The organism is Priestia sp. MDV22-iso46, assembly GCF_058629175.1.
Genome location: NZ_JBZVWT010000001.1, coordinates 1,134,833 through 1,152,230, shown reverse-complemented (window position 1 = coordinate 1,152,230; position 17,398 = coordinate 1,134,833). Strand labels below are relative to the sequence as shown.

Annotated in this window: 16 protein-coding genes and 1 pseudogene; 12 read left to right on the top strand and 5 right to left on the bottom strand. The window is 34.2% G+C overall.

Annotation, left to right across the window (positions count from 1 at the left end):
* Positions 1 to 92: 92 nt before the first annotated feature.
* Positions 93 to 995, top strand: a complete 903-nt coding sequence (locus tag AC4NPH_RS05965) for an alpha/beta hydrolase (protein WP_041816676.1) — start codon at positions 93 to 95, stop codon at positions 993 to 995.
* A gap of 291 nt (positions 996 to 1,286) precedes the next feature.
* Positions 1,287 to 2,291 (top strand): DUF3231 family protein, encoded by a 1,005-nt coding sequence (locus AC4NPH_RS05960; protein WP_013056520.1) that lies wholly within the window; start codon positions 1,287 to 1,289, stop codon positions 2,289 to 2,291.
* Positions 2,292 to 2,535: 244 nt separating this feature from the next.
* On the opposite strand, the pseudogene ltrA reads toward AC4NPH_RS05960, so the two are convergent.
* Together ltrA and AC4NPH_RS05950 are read right to left on the bottom strand one after the other, a co-directional pair.
* A pseudogene (gene ltrA / locus AC4NPH_RS05955) lies at positions 2,536 to 4,185 on the bottom strand (group II intron reverse transcriptase/maturase).
* Between the two features lie 1,072 nt (positions 4,186 to 5,257).
* Positions 5,258 to 5,719: a hypothetical protein gene (locus AC4NPH_RS05950; RefSeq protein WP_098196372.1), complete on the bottom strand. Its 462-nt coding sequence runs from the start codon at positions 5,717 to 5,719 to the stop codon at positions 5,258 to 5,260.
* A 757-nt stretch (positions 5,720 to 6,476) separates the two neighbouring features.
* On the opposite strand from AC4NPH_RS05950, the gene AC4NPH_RS05945 reads away from it, so the two are divergent.
* The 4 genes from AC4NPH_RS05945 (at position 6,477) to AC4NPH_RS05930 (ending at position 9,594) form a co-directional block, all read left to right on the top strand.
* Entirely contained in the window at positions 6,477 to 6,965 is a 489-nt protein-coding gene (locus AC4NPH_RS05945; RefSeq protein WP_098196373.1) for a DinB family protein, read from the top strand.
* A 269-nt stretch (positions 6,966 to 7,234) separates the two neighbouring features.
* A complete protein-coding gene (locus AC4NPH_RS05940; protein WP_371399880.1) occupies positions 7,235 to 8,074 on the top strand; it encodes a putative protein N(5)-glutamine methyltransferase in 840 nt (279 codons plus the stop codon).
* Between the two features lie 188 nt (positions 8,075 to 8,262).
* Positions 8,263 to 8,925 carry a sigma-70 family RNA polymerase sigma factor gene (locus AC4NPH_RS05935; protein ID WP_098196374.1) on the top strand — a complete coding sequence of 221 codons (663 nt, stop codon included), beginning with the start codon at positions 8,263 to 8,265 and terminating at the stop codon, positions 8,923 to 8,925.
* Positions 8,926 to 9,447: 522 nt separating this feature from the next.
* Complete coding sequence (locus tag AC4NPH_RS05930; protein WP_491938654.1) at positions 9,448 to 9,594, top strand: sporulation histidine kinase inhibitor Sda; 147 nt, start codon at positions 9,448 to 9,450, stop codon at positions 9,592 to 9,594.
* Positions 9,595 to 9,600: 6 nt separating this feature from the next.
* On the opposite strand, the gene AC4NPH_RS05925 is transcribed toward AC4NPH_RS05930, so the two are convergent.
* Positions 9,601 to 9,729 carry a hypothetical protein gene (locus AC4NPH_RS05925; RefSeq protein WP_255286331.1) on the bottom strand — a complete coding sequence of 43 codons (129 nt, stop codon included), beginning with the start codon at positions 9,727 to 9,729 and terminating at the stop codon, positions 9,601 to 9,603.
* A gap of 613 nt (positions 9,730 to 10,342) precedes the next feature.
* Here AC4NPH_RS05925 and AC4NPH_RS05920 point away from each other — a divergent pair.
* Positions 10,343 to 10,558 (top strand): C40 family peptidase, encoded by a 216-nt coding sequence (locus AC4NPH_RS05920; RefSeq protein ID WP_491938653.1) that lies wholly within the window; start codon positions 10,343 to 10,345, stop codon positions 10,556 to 10,558.
* A gap of 887 nt (positions 10,559 to 11,445) precedes the next feature.
* Here AC4NPH_RS05920 and brnQ read toward each other — a convergent pair.
* Together brnQ and AC4NPH_RS05910 are read right to left on the bottom strand one after the other, a co-directional pair.
* Complete coding sequence (gene brnQ / locus AC4NPH_RS05915; RefSeq protein WP_029321146.1) at positions 11,446 to 12,798, bottom strand: branched-chain amino acid transport system II carrier protein; 1,353 nt, start codon at positions 12,796 to 12,798, stop codon at positions 11,446 to 11,448.
* Between the two features lie 770 nt (positions 12,799 to 13,568).
* On the bottom strand, positions 13,569 to 13,811 hold the full coding sequence (locus AC4NPH_RS05910) for a hypothetical protein (protein ID WP_013056539.1): 243 nt from the start codon (positions 13,809 to 13,811) through the stop codon (positions 13,569 to 13,571).
* 153 nt (positions 13,812 to 13,964) lie between these two features.
* Here AC4NPH_RS05910 and AC4NPH_RS05905 point away from each other — a divergent pair, with 153 nt between their 5' ends.
* The 5 genes from AC4NPH_RS05905 to AC4NPH_RS05885 all read left to right on the top strand — a co-directional run bounded on the left by AC4NPH_RS05905 (position 13,965) and on the right by AC4NPH_RS05885 (position 17,070).
* Entirely contained in the window at positions 13,965 to 15,230 is a 1,266-nt protein-coding gene (locus tag AC4NPH_RS05905; protein WP_098314593.1) for a Y-family DNA polymerase, read from the top strand.
* 14 nt (positions 15,231 to 15,244) lie between these two features.
* Complete coding sequence (locus AC4NPH_RS05900; RefSeq protein WP_491938652.1) at positions 15,245 to 15,577, top strand: YolD-like family protein; 333 nt, start codon at positions 15,245 to 15,247, stop codon at positions 15,575 to 15,577.
* 121 nt (positions 15,578 to 15,698) lie between these two features.
* Entirely contained in the window at positions 15,699 to 16,214 is a 516-nt protein-coding gene (locus tag AC4NPH_RS05895; protein ID WP_098196378.1) for an SMI1/KNR4 family protein, read from the top strand.
* Positions 16,215 to 16,227: 13 nt separating this feature from the next.
* On the top strand, positions 16,228 to 16,605 hold the full coding sequence (locus tag AC4NPH_RS05890; RefSeq protein ID WP_098314592.1) for an SMI1/KNR4 family protein: 378 nt from the start codon (positions 16,228 to 16,230) through the stop codon (positions 16,603 to 16,605).
* Positions 16,606 to 16,737: 132 nt separating this feature from the next.
* Positions 16,738 to 17,070, top strand: a complete 333-nt coding sequence (locus AC4NPH_RS05885) for a hypothetical protein (protein ID WP_098314591.1) — start codon at positions 16,738 to 16,740, stop codon at positions 17,068 to 17,070.
* Positions 17,071 to 17,398: the final 328 nt, after the last annotated feature.

The window sequence follows — 17,398 nt, the reverse complement described above, 5'->3', positions numbered from 1 at the left end:
AATCAAAATAAATGTGGTCAAAAAAGCAATAATTTCTTCAATATATAGGCTGTGAAATAGGAGTTAAATTTATGGGAAAAGGAGAAATAAACATGAAAAAATCAGTAACGTTTAAAAATAATATTTTAAATATGGCAGGGAACCTTTATTTACCAGAAGGATTTGACGAAAGTAAAAAATATTCTGGGATTGTTGTTGTACATCCTGGTGGAGGAGTAAAAGAACAGACTGCAGGGGTATATGCACAAAAGCTTTCTGACAATGGTTTTGTTGCGTTAGCATTTGACGCATCTTGTCAGGGAGAGAGCGAGGGAAAACCACGTTTGCTAGAAGACCCGTATGCCCGAGTGGAAGATGTGCGTTGTGCAGTAGATTATTTGACGACTCTTGCGTATGTTGATCAAGAAAAGATTGGAGCACTTGGTATTTGTGCGGGTGGCGGTTATGTTGTAGCTGCAGCTCCAACTGAACGCCGCATCAAAGCAGTAGCGACTGTGAGTGCAGTGGATATCGGTGCTATGTTCCGAGGAGAAGCGAGCGTTGAAACACAATTACAAACACTTGAGGCAGTTGCGAAGCAGCGTACTGCAGAAGCAAATGGAACAGAAGTGAATCTACAAACTTGGGCGCCTGATACGCTGGAAGAAATTGATGAAAATACACCTGTGCTTATGCGTGAAGCTTATGACTACTATAGAACAGCTAGAGCACAGCATCCTAATTCTACGAATCGATTCAAATTTACAAGCGTTGACAAAATCATGTCATTCTCGGCAAGTAGCCAAATTAGCATCTACCTGACTCAACCTATGTTATTGATTGTAGGGACTGAAGCTGATACACGCGGTTACAGCGACCAATTCTACGCATTGTCGAATGGACCAAAGGAATTGTTCGAAGTTGAGGGTGCAACGCATATTGCTATGTATGATATCCCAGAATATGTAGGTCAAGCTGTACCTAAATTAACAGATTTCTTTGGCAAGAATCTTTAAAAAATAAGATGCAACTTGTTCAAAAAAAACAGAAGGTTTGTATCATTAAGAATAAAGCCGTTTTCCTAGTTATTTTAGGGAAAGGGCTTTATTTTGGTTCAAATAAGAAGCTGAATAACATTTTAATTCAAAATTATACAGTATAATATTGAAATTCAACTAATGTATACTCTATACATCTTTAGTTAACATAATCACAGTTATCGGAAATGACATGCTAAAAAACCTTTTTATTAAGAAAGAATTCATATCTATTAATGAATCAGCAAATATTATTCAAGAGGTGATCATATGGGTATGGATAAATTAAAACTCACATCTTCCGAAATAGGAACACTATGGGGAGAGTATGTAAACGGAACAATGACAGATGTAGTAAATCGATATATGTTCTCTATTATTGAGGATGAGTCAATAAAAGCCACTTTTGAAGATGCTATAAAAACCTTCGCAAAACAAAAAAAACAAATCGTAGCTTTTATAGAGAACGAAGGGTTTCCAGTTCCAATTGGATTTACTGAGTCTGATCTTAATAAGGGTACTGAGAAATTGTTCACGGATATATTTTGCTTGAATTACTTGCATATCATGACTTTGTATGGTTTGTTAGGACATACAACTTCATTAGGTGTTTCCGTCAGAGAAGACCTACGGCATTTTTACGATTCATGTGATAATGATGCAAAAAGGATGTATCATCAAACAATTGAATTATTACTTGAGAAAGGAAATTTTCAGAGAGACCCTTATTTTTACCCTACTGAGAACCCTGAATTTATTTCAAGCCAAGACTTCACGGATGGTTTTTTTGGAAAAGGAAGACGTCTATCTGCACCTGAAATTATAAGTATCTCTTTTAACCTTAAAAAAAGTATTATGGCTAAAACTCTTTCTATTGGATTTAGTCAGGTCACTCAATCAAAAGAAGTAAGAAAGTTTTTAGAGGACTCGGAAAAAACGGCTGATGGTCAAATACAAGCTTTTTCAAAAATTATGCATACCGACAATTTACCAGTCCCTATGTCGTGGGAAACAGAAGTTACAACTTCAAGAGACTCTCCATTTTCTGATAAATTAATGATGTATCATATTGGTTTCTTGTTCCAAGCTGCACAAGTGTATCACGGAACAGGTCTAGCATCAGCTATGCGAACAGACCTTGTAACAACTTATGAAGGCATCATTCTCAAAAATCTAATCGTAACAAAAAAATGGTTTGATATTATGGTGAAGAATAAATGGTTAGAACAACCACCACTTGCTCCTAACAGAAAAGAAATAGCAAAAGAAAAATAATAAAATCAAATATTTTGAGCAAACTACTCAGGATGCCAAAAGGTCTCATGGAATAAAGTCGTGAAACAGAAAAAACTACCTCCATCCATAAGGTAGTTTTTTCTGTTTTTAAGGTGTATAAGCTATACAAAGGTAGGTGAGTCGGGTAGGCAGGCACTCTCACGAGCGCCCGCCCCCCTAAGAACCGTACGTGACAGATTTCCCGTCATACGGCTCAAGCCTTCTTTTTATCCGAACAACTTGTTTATTTAATACATGGTACATGTACTAATTTAGCAAATTCACCTGTAGAAACCTCTAGGTTTCGCACTGTAACTTTCTCTCCATTTTGTAGAGTCTGCTTACACAATGCACAACGATATCCTTGTTTTCTTGCGAGTTTCATCCTATCCAATGTATTTTCATTATTAAAGACCTTACGGTCTCGTTTTTCCCAATACTCTCTTAGACTCGGATCATCTGGGCTGTTTTTATAGGCTACCATGGCATGCCGTTCTATCTTAATCCAGGACATCTTTAACAATTGAATGTTAGTAAGTGGACATGTGAGAGTCCATTTATCATTCCCTCCATGGTTGGGGTTCTTAAAATAACGTTTAATAATCCATTTCCACGCCTTCTTTGGATGTAGTCGTTTAAGGTGTTTTGTTATTTTGAGGAATAAGTAATTATCCATATATCCAAACGTCTTTTTAGAAACGACATGTTTCTAATACTGTCCGTAACCACCAATAATTGGATTTAAAACACGTATTAGTTCTTTTATTGGTCGTCCTCTCATTACTGCGAACGTATCTTTTATCTTATTTTTTGCTTTTTTAATGCTGTCTCTGCTAGGTTTGATTAGTAGCTTATTGCCTTGTTCCGTCTTGTATTGACGCAGCGAGAAACCGAGAAAATCAAACCCGTTCTCAATATGTGTAACTCTAGTTTTCTCTTTACTAAGTGTAATTCCTCGCTTTTGTAAGTAAGGAGTTAGTTTCTCATACATGCTTTCAGCCTTTTCCTTCGTTTCCGTTACGATGACAAAGTCATCGGCATAGAGAACACGTCCTATCTTACATTTTGGATCGATTGCGTATCCTCCGTTTGGTTTGTATATCTTTTTATAAACAATACCAATTTCTTCTTCCATACCGCATAAGGCGATATTAGCTAGAAGGGGAGACACAATACCCCCTTGAGGGGTTCCTTCTGTTGTCGTACGAAGCATATCCTGCTCTATGTATCCCATTTTAAGCCATCTTTTGATGAGAGTGTTTCCTGGAAACATAGATGTTTGTTCTACTATCCAATCATGATTAAGATGGTCAAAGCATCCTAAAAAATCTCCCTCAAATACCCACTTTTTCTTACTATTCGTGTTAAGCTTATTAAAAAGATTACTTATAGCATCGTGTGTGCTTCGTTTAGGACGAAAACCGTAAGAAGTTGGTTCAAACTTGACCTTCCATTGTGGTTCGAGTGCGTTTTTTACTATGTTTTGATACACTCGATCTCGTATCGTGGGGATACCGAGAGGTCTCATTTTTCCATTTTTCTTCGGGATAAACGTTCGTTTTGCTGGCTTTGGACGATGTTGAAAGACATTACATTTAACTATTTGTTTATAAAGTTTGATACGTTCGCTTGGTTTTAAAGCCGTATAGCCATCTACACCAGGTGTTCGCTTACCGTTATTTTGTTGTGTTACTCTGCGAATGGAAAGCAGTAGATTTGCTTTACTCCGTAGGAGTAAACGTTGAAGTTTCCTTACTTTTCTTTGTTGATTTTGCTGTTCGGCACGATAAATTCTTTGTCGTAACTTCGCTACATATTTTTGTATAATACTCCAATCAATAGAGTACCAATCTTTATGCGAGACGTGCGCCGACGCTCGTAGAGAGGTATTCATAACAGCACGCTCCTTTTCGTTAGAAGATAGCCACAAATTTATTTTCGTGTTGAAGACCCATGAGAAGTGGGCGCTCTTTCGAGCCTGTCATTGTCAATAGAGACGACAGTATCCGTCCAGTTATACGATGTTTCTGCTTTCCTGTCCCTTTTCAGGGTAACGGCTTTCGCTTTTTCTCATATCCCATACCCTCTGCCACATCGTTTGACTTTACAGTCATCCTACTGCTTATGCAGATGACATAGGGCTTACCAAGTTCCACTTCCTACAGATGCGATAGGGGTAGGTAGGTTCTTTACTCCGGGCAAGATGCGGGACGCATCAGAGCAGCATTATGATTCTACTTTTCCTCTTGCCACGACCCAAGCAAAGCTGTGCATTATCTTGAGCTAACCCTTACGAAGCTTACAAACCTTCACTTTCGTTTACCATACCTATCTTCTCCTAGCAGTATTCTGGACCATGCATTTGTCCTCTGTTTCCACATTTCCTCATGCAACCGACAGACTCGTTACCAAGAATGCCGTTTCGGATGGAGATCATCTTCGCGTCTAGATGAGTAGCGTTAGCTACACTGTAAGAAAGCGACTTCTTGTCGCACCATAATGTACCTTCTAGGAACTAACAGAACCTTCTAGACCATTTCTAGAAGGTTCTGTTGTTAATTCTTCTTTAATTTCTTTATAAAATTAAAAATAAAAACTCCAATTCCAAATAAAACTACCAGGTTAAAAATCTGCCAAGCAATATCTCCCCAGTTAATACTTGTTACGCTCACAATACCGCCTCCCATAATATATACGAATAAATCCCATAAAAGTTACAAATTTACATGATTTGAGCTTATATATTCTAGGAAATCTATTACACTTGATATACAAAGATAGTTAGCATAATCACAGTTATCCGAAATTAAATAGGCGATTCTTGTTGAACTAATACCTTTGTTAGTTCAACAAGATTTTTGATATTCATATGATAGTTTATGTCCTACAACTAATTTTGAATCTAAATTTTTTCGTCCCTTTTTGACTAGAATAAATATATATTTCTAACCTTTAGTGGATTATGTTCATCTTCTTTTACTTTCAAAAATGTATTGAAATCCATACAGGAGAAAGGCCTTGTAAAAGAAGTAAAGAAAGAATTGAAATGCATTAAATCGAACTAATTTAAATAATTTTATTTTTACAAATAAAGTTTTAGCTAAAAATGCAAAAAATAATTGAAAAAGAGCATTTAGAGTAATAAACTTTTTAAAATTTCCGTATGTCCATTTTAATGACCATAAAGCCACTGCCAGCATTGGACCTATTAAAAAAGGAAATTCATTATAAATAAAGGAATGTGGTTTATTATAAAAAGACCACCATCTAAATTTCTTTCCAACAGGAACATCAATACAATTTATTAAAAACACAAAAATAAAAGCCGGGAAAAATCTTTTTATACTACGCCGGTCCAAAAAAGATATTGATACCCAAGAGAATAATACCATGGCAATATTAAATAACCACTTATTTTTCATTGACATATTTAAACTTCCTTTTATTTCTTTTTATTTAGAATTTCTTTTTTTGAAAGAAAATATGCATTTATGGTTAGTTAATACAAAATGCTTTTTAAACTAATCTGTTCGGTTTGTTGAAGAGGATAATACATATGTAAATAGCCCATAAATTCATTAGTGGACCATTTATTTTTTTAATGAATATGATATATATGTTTAGTTACCATAATGGATTTTCTAGGAATCTTTATAATAAAAAAGATTTGGAGGAGAATACTATGTAAAACAGTAAAGGTGGCTTCAACCTAATATGTATCGAAAAATAAATAATAAGCTAAGCTTTGTTTTAATTATGGGTTTTATATCTATGATAGCAGCATTTGCCCAAACTCTTTGGTTACGAAACACTTTAGAAGATCTAGAAAGACGAATAACTAAAAAGTTCAATAATTATAATTAAAAATACATACTATTATGCACCTTAAGCAAACTACTCAAGACGCTGTGAAGCATCCATTTGGAAATCCTCATGGTTTATAGAGTTGACAACATGCATCGCAGAAAACCACTGATATAAGCCAGTGGTTTTTCTGTTTTTAAGCTGCATATCTTATACATCTTTAGTTAACATAATACAGTTAGGAACAAAACAGCCTATACGACTTTACTTATTACTTTTTCTTACTCCTATGAAATAGGTATCTATAAATATTTGTCGAACTAATTAATACCTCATTAAAAAAGAGTCAAAGTAAAAAATACAATAAAGGGAGGAATTAATTTGCAAACTATGTTCCATTATAACTGGATGGTTAGAGAAGAGTGGTATCAATGGTGTGAGAATATTCCACTAGAGGAATTGCTTAGGAAGCGAACAGGAGGGGTAGGAGGAATACTACATACTCTCTTTCACATTGTTGATGTAGAGTGGAGTTGGGTTCGTATTCTTCAGGGAAAAGATGATTTCCAAGAGATTTTTGAGGAATATCAAAGCTTAGAAAAAGTTCGACAGCTAGATACAAACTTTCAGCTTGAGGTAAGAGAATTTGTTAGGTCTTGGAATGTAGAAAAAGAAAATAATATTCTTTATGATCCACAACCAGATGGAAGTATAGTAACTGATACTTGGGGAGAAGTTATGCGTCATATGATTGCTCACGAGATACACCATATTGGACAATTATCAGTATGGGCTAGGGAAATAGGAAAAAAACCGGTTTCAGCCAATCTTATTGGTAAAGAGCTTAGTCATACATTGCCAAAAACTTAATTTAATGAACTTTATTGCTAGATTTCATGGCTTATAGTTAAGAGAATATGGGCTTTTAAGTTTCGGCAGCTTCCATTATACGCGATACTCTTTACTAGTTACGGTAGGAAGATACTCTTAAGAATACCCTCCCACCTAACTTAACTAACTATATGATATACACCTTGCTTATGCAATTAAAGGACACTTGAAGAAGGGCTCCTCTAAATTTCAAGGAACTAGTTATCAATGAATATAACTTCAATAAGATATTTGGAATGGTGAAATGAATGGAGAAACAGATTCATAATTATATAGACAAGAAAACAGAGGAAATTATAATAAAGAAGCTTAGAACTGCCGGTTGTGTTTTTGCAGAGAATGAGGCTCGGTTACTTATTTCAGAGGCTCAGACATTGGACAAACTCACCGACATGGTGGAACAGCGAGTAACTGGTCTTCCCCTCGAACATATTATTGGTTGGGCAGATTTCTGCGGTATTCGAATAGAAGTGGAACAGGGAGTCTTTATACCACGCCCGCGCACCGAGTTTCTTGTTAAACAGGCAGCTTTTCTTGCTACTCCAGGATCCATCATAGTTGACTTGTGTTGTGGTACGGGTGCAGTTGGAGCCGCGCTGGCCAAAGTCATAGGCCCCATTGAGCTGTATGCAACCGACATCGACCCAACTTCAGTAAAGTGTGCACGTCAAAATACTACTTTCTTTGGGGGGAATGTGTATGAAGGTGACCTCTACCATCCCCTTCCATCCGCATTACATAACCGTGTCGATGTCTTGGTTGCAAACGCCCCCTACGTGCCTACGGATTCAATTGAGTTGTTACCTCAGGAGGCACGTAAATATGAGAAAAGGGTAGCACTCGATGGAGGGATGGAAGGTCTAGATGTCCAGAAACGGGTAGCTTCTGAAGCACTAATATGGCTGGCGCCCCGTGGTTATTTACTTGTCGAGACTAGCCATAAACAGGCCTTTCAAACGGCTGAGATACTTGCTCAAAATGGACTAAATCCCAAAGTGACACATTGTGTCGAACTAGATGCTACAGTCGTAATTGGAACTCGGATCAGTAGAGTAAACAAAGCTTGTAAATACCATAAATCACATTGATTCTGTTAACTAATTTGGCATCTATTAGTGTATATATAAAATAAAGACACATATGAGGTTTTGTATAATCTCTCTCTTCTTTCTATCTGAATATTCTTTTTACACTTTGCTTTTTCGACATTTTTTATACCTTCTCTTTTTTATAATATAAAGTGCATAGAAAGCATAAGACAAGAGGAGGAACGCAAATGAACATATTAGCCAACGTAAAACCAAGAGAAGAAAAGACAGTTTTAAGTGATGAAGAGAGTGTTCAAGCGTTTCAACTGGGCGACGAGGTTGCTTTCAACCTATTAGTAAAGAAATATGAGTATTTAGTCTGTTCGAAGGTAAAAGTATACTTCTTATTAGGAGGAGATCGAGAAGATCTCTTACAGGAGGCAAAGTTAGGATTATATAAAGCTGCGCGAGATTTTAGAATAGAAGGGAAAAGTTCATTTAGAGGCTTTGCGGAGCTATGCATAACACGTCAACTTATTACAGCTATAAAGGCAGGGAATCGTCAAAAACACTCGCCTTTAAATAATGCTCTTTCTTTAAACATATCTAGAAATTCAAAACGAGCAGAAGATGACATAACCCTTATGGAGATACTTCCTCATCCACAAACAGTATGTCCGGAAAAGGCGGCTGTAGAAAGTGAGAATAAAAGAGAGAGAGAACAAATCTTGCAAGAAATATTATCAGTCACCGAACAAAACGTATTTGCCCTATACATGAATGGACAAACATATATGCAAATCTCTAAAAAACTAGATCTTTCCCACAAAACAGTAGATAATGCACTTTGCCGAATTAAGAAAAAGATGAGGCATCGAATGAAATACCTTTATTTACAGGAATCATCCTGACAAACACGGAATAAAAGAAGAAAGTTACTGTAAGCAATGATGTTTAAAGGTGGAAAACATCTAGTACATAGGTGTTTCTTTTTTTATGGGTTCTTTTGATTTATCATAAAGATAATATTGATTAATCTAACAGAAGATGATGGCGATGGAAGAGCAACAAATCGTTAAACAGGTTTTAGGGACAGTGTTTTTTCTTTTCTAGATAAAATAAACAATATATTAAGTGAAAACTCTATAGAGATATCAGTTTCTATAACAGTAAGTTGAGAAGAGCTAAAAGTTCATTATATTTACTCACTTATAATTCTAACTAAAGTGTTGAGTTATCAAAAGGGAACATGGTGCATAAACGATAACTGCGTAAAGGTGAGTGAGCTCTTGAAGACAAGAGCTCGTTTTTGCTAGGGTTCTGCAAACTATATAAGCCAAAAACAAGATATAGATATTTTTTAAATACTTAACATCAAATTCAACTTGTTATATATTTAAAGATGTTGCTTAAAAAAACAAGTGAGGAGAAGTATGGAGAAATTAAATGATCAAACATGGTTAGCATCGTACTTTAAAGCAATTGAATTAAAGCTAGATAAAGATTTCATTCTTATTCTGGAAGAAGAATTGAAAAGAAGGGGGCTACCCTTCGTTCCTAAAACAGATAGGAGTAATTAATTCAGATTACGCTTCTATCTGTTTTTCCTTTTTTACAACCCACATTAGAAATTCCTTTTCTTGATTAGTTAGCTTTCTATTTAAGGATTGTTCAAACTTTAAAACTAACTCTACAAAACGTTGCATGGTATCCATTTATGTTATAACTCCTTGAGTTTATTATTAAGTATAGAATAGGATTAAGGTTTTTGTTTTGTCAAATTTTGTTTGGTTTTAATACTGAAATTTTTAAAAAGCATAAAAAACAAATGAAGACTAATGATTTTATAGAAAAGAAAAGCCCCAAAGCAGTTTTGAACACTGACAATAGGACTTTTCTTAGAAAAAGGTTAAGATGTATATTCTTATGTGTTATGCAACGTTGGACTTTTGCATAAATCTATTTTAACACAAAAAAATTAGGTTAGTAAATGTTTCAGTTAGTGAATGTCTTTAATTTAGAAGTAGAATAAATAAGTTAGACCTTGTATAAGAAGGCCAATTTTGTGCAAAGAGATGAAATCTACACACCTTGAAAGCACATGTGAATCGGCAATATATAAAAAACTGTACAATAGAGGGGGAGTGAAAAACACATACAAATAAACAATAATTGAGGGTTGCTATGTAACTCTTTCATTTTAAATATCTTGTTAATATCATAAATAAAAGGAGAAATGGTTAATGATTATTGTTACAACAGAAAATGTGCCAAACTATAAAACAGTAGAAGTAAAGGGTCCTGTGTTTGGATTAAACTCATAGAGAAATGTGGAAAAATAATGGTGTGCATGTAAGTTCACCGCAGGTTGGAGATGTAGTATTTTTTGAAGAAACCTATAATGTAAAAGGAGCTTCCCACAGTGCAGTTTATATTGGTAACAATTTAATGATTCATTCTGGCGATTCAGGTGTAGGGGTTGCTCATTTTAATAATCCTTATTGGCAAAAACACTACATAGGTGCTAAATTATTTATAAATTAATTAGTTATTAAATACATCTATATCGCAAACAAAATGATATAGCTTGACCTTTTATACAAATGCTTGTCCTTTAAAATACAGTATTTATAGGGAAAATATGTTACTATGTGTCTGCACATGCATTTTATAGTAAAAAGCCACCTGTCCTGCAAATACTGGGTGGCTTTTTATTTTGTTAAGGATAATAATTACTTTAACATTTTATAATAGATTTAAATATCTTGTCCGTAAAAGTATACCTTTACGGACTTTTCTATTATATAGAAAATCTATCATTTCCATCGTTCGTTTAAATTAAAAAACGAATTACGAACGTCTTTTGAAAACTCTACACTTTTACGAACATTTTTTTAGAATGATATAGATATAAGTTTAAAATAAGTATAAAAATGGTAAGAGAACTTGCCTAAATATGTAATAAGAGCTTTTAAATAAATGACTGAATCATTCTTAGATTAATTTATAATTAATTTCAAAAAGCTAAGATCCTTAAGAGATTTGATTGATCTTTACAAAAAAGGGGGATATAGAAGCTTGTTTATGTCTAAAAGCAGAAATCTAATAATATTTTATCAAAAACATATATAATAAAAGCAACGCGTAAAAAGAGTCTTTTACTTCATATAGTAAAAGACTCTTTTTACATTTGCTTTATTATTTAAGAGAATTTTTAAGTGATTCATCTTCTTCGATTAAATTTTCTTTAATCTTATCTAAATACTAACGAATCCATACAACTATAATTTTGTGACGTTTTCTCCATAGTTATATTCCTTATTTAGAAGTTAATTGAAGCTTCATTTTATACTAAGTACCAAATAGTAATAAAAGTAGGCTTCAAAGTGTTCATCTAAATGCTTTAATTTATCCAGAGAATTAAAGTAAATTTATTTATTTAACCTTGTTGATTTAGAAGTAAATTGCTCTTTATTTTTAAACAAGTTAACTCCATAACCTGCAAGACCTCCAATAATTGCAGGGAATATCCAACCTAATCCAATATGGTAAAGAGGAAGATAGTAAGTAAATAATTGGTCAATACCAGGGATGTGTAAGCCAAAATCATTTAATCCATCTACCAGGCTTACAACAAATGTTAAGAATAGGCTACCTTGGTATACCTCAGCACATCCTTTAAATAAAGAATGAAGGAAAGTCAAAAAGATTAGAACAATTGCTAATGGATAGAGAACTGTTAAAACAGGTACTGAAAAAGAAATTAAATGATTTAATCCAACATTTGCGATGATTGCGCTAAACACGGATAAGCTAATCGCAATTTTCTTATAAGAAATAGAAGGTAATAATTTATGGAAATAAGAAGAGCATGAAGTAATAAGCCCTACGCTAGTTGTCAGACAAGCTACTGTGATCATTAAGCCTAATAGTAATCCTCCATATTCTCCAAAATAATAATCAGAAACTTTCGCTAACACCGTACCACCATTATCTAAATGCCCAAGCTTTTCTACACTTGAAGCGCCCATGTATGAAAGGGCAGAATAGATAGTTGCAAGAATAATAGCAGCAATTCCCGTAGCTTTTAGGCAAACAGTTATAATTTGCTTCTTTGTTTTAGCGCCTTTCTCTTTAATTGCATTGATAATAATGATTCCGAAAACGAAAGATGCAAGAGTATCCATTGTGAGATATCCTTCTTGGAACCCATTAAAAAAAGAGTTTGTTACATATTTTTCTGTGGGTGCTTGAAATTTTCCAATAGGATGAATAAAAGCAACTAGAACTAAAATTCCAATGAATGTTAATTTAATTGGCGTTAAGAATTTTCCAACAATATCGACAATTTTCGCAGGATTGAGAGAAAAAAAGCATGTAATACTGAAAAATATAATAGTAAATACGAGTAAAGCTATAGAACTAGAGCTTTCAGAAATGAAAGGTTTAAGTCCGATTTCAAAAGAGACGTTACCTGTTCGTGGGATAGCAAATAAAGGTCCAATAGCTAGATAAAGAACAGTTGTAAATACTAAACCAAAGATAGGATGTACGCGACTTGCTAATGATTGTAAATCTTCCTTTCCGGAGAATCCAAAAGCTAGTACACCAAGTAAAGGCAAGCCTACTCCAGTAACTAAAAAACCCGCATTTGCTGACCAGATATTTGCTCCCGCTGACTGGCCAAGCATAGCAGGGAATATTAAATTTCCAGCTCCAAAAAATAATGCAAATAACATTAAACCAATGATTACTATAAAAGAAAACGGTACTTTGTTTGACAAGGTGAAACCCCCATTAATAATATTCTTCACAAAAAATTAAATTTTCAGACAAATTAAATTACAAATAACTTATCTTTTTTGTATTATAAACAGTCAAATTACATATTTCAATATAAAAAATAAACTTTTTTGATAAAATTTAAAAAATTATCAATTTTCCGTTCATTATCCATTATTAAAATAAAAATAATATTAAAAACCCAGATTTTTATTCAAAATGCGTACGTTAAGTAGGTTAATAACGGTATTATTTTTAAAAAATTATAAATCATATTCAAATCGCGTATATTATCCTTTTAATTAATTTGATTGAATGATATGCAATTAAGTCAAGAAAGTTTGTAAATATAGTACTACGAAACTTATAAAACTTTTTAATATGAGCTAAACATCTAAAAGGAAAAAGTAGTTGATTTATTACTTCAAGAAATGGAGCGTTCTAAGTCTTATAAAGAACGCTTACTTTTATCTCCTGAGCTAGTGATTTGACAATCAACAGCTTATCTCTAAACAAAGTACTTTTCTAATGTAAAATTACTGTCTAGAATCAAAAATGTTTCTGTTTCCTTTGAATCATTATCTTATGGTACTCCACTCAAGCAGTCAAAGGATAAGTAATAATGACCATTTTTTCTTTTTTAAAATATGTCATAAATTTTATATATACTGAAAAGACCTTATTAACAAATTAATTAAGGTCTTTTTATCTTTATTGCTTATTACGATTAAATTGAATGATATATATTACCTTAAAAGCACTTTATTTAACCTTATCTTTTTCTTTTGAAGCCAAAACTCCCCATATAAGCTATTACTAAGCAGATAACAGCAGCAATACTAATTTTTATGTAAGAAACCTCTAAAGCCCAAGGACCATATTTCTTTATATTTAAACGATACATAGACCACCACTGTCCATTTTCACCTTTAAAAAATGAGAAGATAATCCATAAAAGAACTAAAAACAAAAACCATGATAAAAAGATAATATAATTAGGCATTTTTCTATTCATAGGTCACCCCTCCATTCTTCCGATTTATATGCGATGTTCTTTTCTCTTATTAGAGTAACAATAATCGGGAAAAATTTAGAGTTTTTATTGAATAAAGAACGTTTGTTCGTATATAATAGAGAACAAACGTTCTTTATTTGAGGAGTTATTCCAATGGATTATGAATATCTACCAAACAGAGTCATTATTTGTATTGATATGAAAGCATTCTTTGCTTCTGTTTCATGCGTGATACGTAGGCTAGATCCATTAAAAACAAAGTTGGCAGTTGTAGGAGATACAAAGCGGTCGGGATCAGTTGTGTTAGCTGCCACACCCTTATTAAAGAAAGAAGGAATCAAAACAGGCAGCCGTCTTTTCGACATTCCTAGAAGGAAAGATATCCACGTCGTAAACCCATCCATGGAAAGGTATGTCAAGGCTTCGAACTATGTTTCTAGTTTGGTATTACAGTATGTGGCTCCTGAGGATTTTCATGCGTATAGCATTGATGAGTTATTTATTGATGCTACAGCTTCTTTGCATTTATTCGCTCGTACACCAGAAGAATTAGCCCATAAAATCATTAACGAGATTTATCGTAAAACACGGCTGACAGCTACTGCAGGCATAGGTCCGAATCTCTTACTGGCTAAGGTGAGCTTAGATCATGAGGCCAAGAATAGCCCAACAGGGGTAGCTTATTGGCGATACGAAGATATTCCTTTTAAATTATGGTCGATTCACCCAATGAAGGATTTCTGGGGAATCTCATCCGCTACGGAAAGGCGCTTAAATCGTTTGGGCGTTCACTCCATCAAAGAACTCGCTCTTTCTTCAAAAGAGATGTTACAAAAAGAGTTTGGCATCTTGGGAGAAGAACTCCACCAACATGCAAACGGAATTGATTTTAGTCGCATTTCTAACGTGTATATTCCGAGCTCTAGATCATTCGGGAAGAGTCAAATTCTGTTTCAAGACTATACAAATCGAAAAGAAGTGGAATTGCTGCTATTAGAGCTGTTAGACGATGTTTGCTTTCGTTTACGTATGCATCAAGTCCTGGCACAAACTATCCATTTATCCATTGGATATAGCAAACAAACAGGTGGGGGCTTCTCAAGGCAAAAGAAAATGGGAAGAGCTTCGAATTTAAGTCAAGATATTTTCCCTTATTGTTTAACGATTTTACATACGTTTGATAGCGGAATGCCAATTCGTTCTATTGGGATTTCATTATCGAACACCCTTATTCAAGAAGAGGAGCAAATGAGTTTATTTGAAGATGTTGACCAGCGCGAAAGAGCCTATGCACTTGCTAAAACGATTGATGAAATACGGATGCGTTATGGGAAGAATAGTGTTTTGCGAGCTTCAAGCCATCTCGAGCATTCAACAGCTCGTTATCGAAACGGCCTTTTAGGAGGTCATAAAGCATAAAGGAGGAAGATGATATGCAAAACAGAGGAATGAAAAAATGGCGACCATTCGCCACTATGCCAGAGCAATACAGAGGATTACAAGAAGTTATAAAAAAGCAATCAGAAATACCTCAACCTTTTTTAACAGAAGATCAAATGGAACAAATTAATTTTACCTTGATCGAAGCTCTTCATACACATAAAAAATTATACCTTACGTATTACAACCACGGGCAATGTATAACGGAAACAGGAGTTATTCAATTTGTAGATTCCCTTGGAGATTTATTTGTATTTATAGATGAAGGATGTAAGCAAACGAACAAAATGAGGTTAAGCGAGCTAATTGATGTTCGTTTCATGTAGTAGAAAATAATAAAACAGTTTATTTACATAAGATTTCCATACATAATTAGTATAAGTTTAAAAAGTATCTAATCATTTTTCATAGATTCATTTAATGACGTTATATAAGGAGGCTCCTAATATGAAGCAGGTTTGGAATGAGTTTGAACAGTGGTTGAAGACAAATCGACCAAAAGCAGTAGGAACACTTAACGAAGCAGCTGGTGAATCAGAAATTGCAGCGGTTGAACAAAAGATGGGACTAACATTTCCCAAAAACCTTAAAGACTGGTTAATGATACATAATGGACAGCGTGATGAATATATAGCAGTTATTGAAAATTATACTCTATTACCTTTAGAGGAGATTCTGTATACGTGGCAAACATTAAAAGAGCTTTTAGACGGAGGAGAATTTGAAGATTTTCCAGAAATTGAACCTATTGGGCCAGTAAAAAAAGAGTTTTGGTGGAACCCATGTTGGATTTCGATTGCCACGAATGGGGGAGGAGATGATATTTGTATAGACTTGGATCCTGATGAAGGAGGGAAAGTTGGCCAAATTATCACCTTTTGGCACGATTGGGAACAGCGTGAAGTAATAGCAGACAGCTTAGAAGAATGGGTAACAGCCACGTTAAGTCATACAGATCATTAAAGGGGAGAAGCAAATGATAAAACCCGATATAGAGAAAATCTATAAAATTCTTAAAGAACTTCCAGGTACGTCAGTGAAAGTAGAATTTGAAGATGAAGTGGGAGAAACTCTTTCTACTCCTTATTATATCTACCTTAAAAGCGAGTTTGTAGATGGACAATTAGGCTACAGAGAAGATTTAGAAGCAAATTCCCTTATAGGAAATCAAGAAGAAGATTGGCAAGAAAACTGGTTTGTCATAGGTTATGATGAAGAAATAGGCGGTGACCCGCTCTTTATCAATATAGCGAATGAAAATTACCCAGTTTTCACAGCTGAACACGGAATGGGGGAATGGGACGCTTTAGAAATGTATGATTCTCTAAAAGAGTTTGTAGAAGATGTTACTTAATTATTGCTTCGTTAAAAGATTTGGATAAAAGTACGGCCAGAAGAGGACAGATAGTAGTTTAGTATATACCTAGCTGTCCTCTTTTTTAGTACCTATTAAACTTAGAAAGAGTGTAGAGGAAGGAAGGGACTGATGGTAGGAATTGATTTCTATATTGCCGATAATAAGAAAGAAGCAGCTTTTTCTACTAAATGTGTAAAATTTGAGGAAAGAGTACACGACTACCTGTTAACAAGAGAATTCAAAGATTCGTTTGAATTATTGACAGGATTAGATCAATATGGTGACAAGTTGTTTTCTGTACAAGAAATAAATCAATTAATCAAGGTATGTGAAGCATTACAGACTATCTGTAGACAACCAACGGAGATAGATCTGAAGACGAAAACATTTGCTGAAGCATTAAAGGGCCTTTGCTTAGAGGCACTAAAGCTAAATAAATTAGTATTTGCCTCTGGCGATTAATGTAAAATTAAAACTGAAATCAATGTTGTAGTTCCATCGCTTCGATAATATGAATTAATAAATTCAAGGGAGAAAACGTCTTTAAAAAAACATTTCTAAATAAAAATAAAACACTTATAGGGTTAGGATATGAATTTCTAGTCGTTTGTCCACATTGCGCCTCTTGTGCAAAAGTCATAGCTTTAGATGATTCGAGTCCCTACGTCGCTAACGTCAGAAGAAGGTTTGTTTGTACTACTTGCGGAACCACAAAAGACAAAGTTATAAAAGCAAACGGTTACGGACAAGCAAGAGTATCGTATGAACCTAAAGCTGATTATGAAGTAAT